Annotated in this window: 4 protein-coding genes and 1 pseudogene; 3 read left to right on the forward strand and 2 right to left on the reverse strand. The window is 60.7% G+C overall.

Annotation, left to right across the window (positions count from 1 at the left end):
- Positions 1 to 987: 30S ribosomal protein S12 methylthiotransferase RimO (rimO, locus tag ACILRA_RS19890; RefSeq protein ID WP_395663794.1), on the reverse strand; the 987-nt coding region annotated here is incomplete at its 3' end.
- Positions 988 to 1,112: 125 nt separating this feature from the next.
- Here rimO and ACILRA_RS19895 point away from each other — a divergent pair.
- The 3 genes from ACILRA_RS19895 (at position 1,113) to ACILRA_RS19905 (ending at position 4,440) form a co-directional block, all read left to right on the forward strand.
- A complete protein-coding gene (locus ACILRA_RS19895; RefSeq protein ID WP_395663795.1) occupies positions 1,113 to 1,703 on the forward strand; it encodes a L,D-transpeptidase in 591 nt (196 codons plus the stop codon).
- 75 nt (positions 1,704 to 1,778) lie between these two features.
- Entirely contained in the window at positions 1,779 to 3,086 is a 1,308-nt protein-coding gene (locus tag ACILRA_RS19900; protein ID WP_395663796.1) for a M16 family metallopeptidase, read from the forward strand.
- A 538-nt stretch (positions 3,087 to 3,624) separates the two neighbouring features.
- Positions 3,625 to 4,440: an insulinase family protein gene (locus tag ACILRA_RS19905; protein ID WP_395663797.1), complete on the forward strand. Its 816-nt coding sequence runs from the start codon at positions 3,625 to 3,627 to the stop codon at positions 4,438 to 4,440.
- Between the two features lie 141 nt (positions 4,441 to 4,581).
- On the opposite strand, the pseudogene ACILRA_RS19910 reads toward ACILRA_RS19905, so the two are convergent.
- Positions 4,582 to 4,757, reverse strand: a pseudogene (locus ACILRA_RS19910) (IS4 family transposase); the annotation flags it as partial.

The following is a 4,757-nucleotide window of genomic DNA, read 5'->3' on the forward strand; positions in this document are numbered from 1 at the left end:
GCCGGCGCGCTCGATGCGGGCTTGCCTCATCCAATCCAGCAGATATTCGAAATCCGCATCCGTCTCGCCGGGGAAGCCGACGATGAAGGTGGAGCGGATGGCGATGTCCGGGCAGATCTTCCGCCAGGAGGCCAGCCGGTCCAGCACCTTCTCCTGGTTGGCGGGGCGCTTCATGGCCTTGAGCACATTGGGTGCCGCATGCTGGAATGGGATGTCGAGATAGGGAAGAATCTTGCCCTCCGCCATCAGCGGGATCACGTCGTCCACATGCGGGTAGGGGTAGACGTAATGCATGCGCACCCACGCACCCAGCTCGCCCAGCTCCTTCGCCATGTCATAGAACTTCGCCCGCACTTCGCGGCCATGGAACTTGGAGGTGGCGTATTTGATGTCGACGCCATAGGCGGAGGTATCCTGGCTGATGACCAGCAGTTCCTTCACCCCGGCCTTCACCAGCCGCTCCGCCTCATAGAGCACGGAGGCCACGGGCCTGGAGACGAGGTCGCCGCGGATCGAAGGGATGATGCAGAAGGAGCAGCGGTTGTTGCAGCCCTCGGAAATCTTGAGATAGGAATAGTGCTTGGGCGTCAGGTGCAGGCCCTGCGGCGGCACCAGGTCATATTTCGGGTCATGCACCGGCGGCAGCGCCTTGTGGACCGCTCCCACCACCGCCTCATACTGGTGCGGGCCGGTGACGGCGAGCACGCCGGGATGCGCCTTCATGATGGTGTCGGCCTCGACCCCCATGCAGCCCGTGACGATCACCCGGCCATTCTCCTCCATCGCCTCGCCGATGGCGGCGAGCGATTCGGCCTTGGCGCTGTCGAGGAAGCCGCAGGTGTTGACGATCACCACATCGGCATCGTCATAGCCGGGCGACATGACGTAACCCTCGGCACGCAGCTGGGTGATGATGCGCTCGGAATCGACCAGCGCCTTGGGGCAGCCGAGCGAGACAAGCCCGATCTTGGGGACATGTTTGTTCATGGGCGGTCCATAGCGGAGAGGGTGGAAAAGCGCAAATCACGCGCGCAAGACGATACTTCACGAAAAAGCCGGGATCGTGCATATTATTGTCTCAAAGCAGCGAAGCGTTGCAGCAGGAGTGGGATATGGCTTCTCGACGCGAGATTCTGGCCGGATTGGCCTTCCTGATGCTGCCCGGGGCCGCTGCGGCGACCACGCCCGCCAAGCCCCAGAAGCCCGCCGCCAGCCCGCCCGCGAAGAAGAAACCGAAGCCCGAGCCCCGCCTCATCATCGCCATCAACAAGGCAAGCCAGAAGATGACAGTGTCGCTCGACGGCGACACGCTTTATCGCTGGAAGGTCTCAACCGGGGCCCGCGGCTATGATACGCCGAGCGGCAATTTCCGTCCCTTCCGTCTGGAAAAGACGCATTTCTCCAAGGAATGGGATGACGCGCCCATGCCGCATTCGATCTTCTTCACGAGCCGTGGCCACGCCGTGCACGGCAGCTACCACGTCAAGAGCCTCGGCCGCCGCGCCTCCCACGGCTGCGTGAGGCTCGCGCCCGACAATGCCGCCAAGCTCTTCGCGCTGGTGCAGAAAACCGGCATGAGCAACACCCGCGTCATCGTAAAGGGCGGCTTCTTCAGCGGCAGCGACGAGATCGCCGAAAAGTTCCGGGAAGAAAAGAAGCGCTTCGACCGTGCCGGTTCCTTCCTCGATTCGATTCTGGACTGAGGGTACGGGATTGCCTGATCTGCGCTGAAGTCTCTTGACGTAACGGCATATATTCTGGTTGCATGAATCTCCGAAATGGAGATTACATCGCTGATGCCGCGAACTGTTTCCCGTCGTTTCTTCGCCATTCTGGCTCTTCAACTGTCCATGTTCCCGCGCACCGCTTTCTCCGGGCAAGATGGTTCCCAGGAGCACGCGGTATTTGCGGAGCCGGACGGCCAGAAGGGGGTCGTAACGGCGCGAATCTTCATTCCCTATGAAGCAGCGACGCCGGGGCTCGCCCATTATGCGGAGCACCTGGCTATGCTTTCCGTACTGGGCAAGGCGCCAGGGGAAATGGATCCGCATGGTTCGGCCTCCGTCAGCGAAACGGTGATGGTCTATTGGCTGTCGGGTCCTCCGGAGGAGTTGGCGGGCATGTTGAAGACGCTGGCAAGCGTGTTCGCGCCGCTCGAATTGCCGCAGGCATTCGCTGAAACGGAACGTGACATCATCCAGCATGAATACGATCTCGCCGTGCTCGACAATCCGGATCGGCTGGCCCTTGAGGCTGTGAATGCATTTCTTTACGCAGGCAACAGTCTGGCGGTCTCCGTGCTTGGAACGCGCAATCAGATTAAGGCTATCACCTATGAACAGGCGAAGGCCTTCCATGCCGCTACGCACCAGCCGGAAAAGGCCATTCTTGTCGTTACCGGCGAGATTTCGGACAGGGCGCTGCAGCATGCGATAGCTGGCTCTGGCTTTCCGGCGATGGCCAGGCGCAGTGCCATACGCCCTCCATCCTTCAGCTTTCCTGGAGTCGCCGAGAAGGTGTTTCTCTATCCGCTGGACAGCGCAATGCCACGCATGATCTGGCGGAAGGTGGTCATGCTGCCGGAGGCGGTCCAGTATGATGCTCTGGTTCTGCGGTGCAATCTGCTGTTTAATGTTCTCATCTCGGCGTTACCCGGCGGCCTTCCCAAGCAACTCCGCTTCGATGCCTTTATCGCTCAGTCTGTAGACCTTGCCATTTTCCCGCTGGACGAACGGCACGCCGAGATCCGCGTGTGGCTGCAACCTGACAGCGGCGTGAGCTTCTCCGGACTGAGATTCGCCCTCGAGACGGCGCTGGCGCAGACGGCCGCAGGGATACCGCAGCCGACATTCGAGCGCGTGCATCGCCGTTTCATCGATGACACGCCGGACGATGGCGACGAGAAAGCAAATGCAGACAACCTGCTTGATCGTGTTGCGAACCGGCGTCTTCCCATCGGCTCACAGCGCCTGCGCGCTCTGGCGCAGCAACTCAACAAAGCCGATACCGAAGGTCTGCTTTCTGCCGTTGCAGGGCCGGGGCGGCTCGCGGTCACCTTTATCGGAAAGGATATTCCTCATGAATAAGCCCATTGCCGCGGCCATCCTCCTTCTCGCCGTTCTTGGATATCCGCCCAGCGCCCAGTCTGCGCCGGATACGATCAGCGCCGGCAAGAGCCCCGGAGGCATTACCTTTATGCTTGTCAATGTTCCGGATACGGAGTGGGTGAGTATTCGCGTGGCCTGGCCGACCGAATGGGCGATGCTGGAAGAGCGCAACCAGGCAGTTCCCTATGTCGGCGCCAACGTCATTCTGACGGGCGGAGCCGAAGGCTACCCTCCCGCAGCCGTCGTTGAGGAATTCGCCGATCTGGAAGCGGAAGGCAACATAGTGCCCGGGCTTGAGCATGTGTTTGGCAGTCTCGCGGTACCAATTGAGAACCTCGATCGGGCTGTCGCCGTCGCCAATGCCCATCTTCGCGCGCCGTCCTTTGACGAGGCATGGGTGGATCGGGCCCGCTCTACCTTTGCGGCCGGACTGAAGGAGCAGATGGCTGGATCATGGGGCCAGGCATTCGATGCCCTGCGGTGGTCGATGCTCGGTGACGGGTCAGTCCGGCGTGCGATGAACCCTGGCCCGTCTGAACGCGTGCAGGAGGTGACCCGCGAGGATCTGGTCTCCTGGCATGCGGCCACTTTCAGGACATGTTGCGCCCTGGTGGTCGTCGCGGGACCCCTGGATGGTGAGCGGGCGGGCAGGGCAGTCGATTCCCTCTTCGCTGGATTGCCGCGAGGCATAGCTGAGAGGAAGCTCACGCAAAGGGCCGATTTTACGCCGCGGCGTATCCTGCTGCACAGGCCTGAAGCCACCGCCAGCCTGCTCGCGTTTCTGGGGCAAAAGCCGCCGGCGCATCTGGATGTGATGGCTGAAGACCACGTCATCCTGGATGCATTGAACGCACTCGAGGGCCCCCTTCTGGAGGCCGCCCGGACCAGGCTGCGTGCAGCTTATCGCTTCAACGCAGGTTACGACAACTTCGGTAGAGCTAACAGATTTCTGTTTTTTGTAGGCGAAGTTGAGGCGACCAAGCTGGCCGCCGCCGAGACGGCAATCCGTGAGGCCTATGCAGCCTTTCTTTCCACGGGCCCTAGTGATTCCTACGATGCACGTAAGGCGAGGCTGATGACCGAATTGACAGAGACGATGAAGTATCCATCTGACGCGGCGATGATTGCGCTCCGCGGTGCGCTTCTGGAGCAGGGCCTTCCGCCCATGCCCAATCAGGAACTCGCCGACACGAGCAGGGATCAAATGATGGCGCGGCTGGGACAGTTTCCGCGTGCCGAAGAACTCATGGTGATCGCCGTCTCGCCCGATGCCAAAGCGCTGCCGGGCGCCTGCGTCATCGGTACGCCGGAGCAGGCGGTGAACTGCAAGTGATAGACATAGCCTTCATTCGCACCCATGCAGTTTTCGGAGCGGCGCATCAGGGCCTGGAGGTCATCAAACTGAAAGCCTGGAGCATGATCCGCAAAAGTGGAAACCACTTTTGCGATGATATGCTGCTTCACTAGTGTCCGGTTAAAAACCGAATAAATTCAATTGCTTGTCGTTGGCGGATTGCGCCATGCCCTGATCGTCGGGCCGGAAGGTTGATAAAATGGGCGTTTTCTCGAACACCGACACCGACAGGATCTGTAGCAATGTGTAGAGCGAGGCGTCGAGTTGCAGCTCCTTCTTGACGATGGCAATCAGCA

Source organism: Aestuariivirga sp., assembly GCF_044239095.1.
Taxonomy (GTDB): domain Bacteria; phylum Pseudomonadota; class Alphaproteobacteria; order Rhizobiales; family Aestuariivirgaceae; genus Aestuariivirga.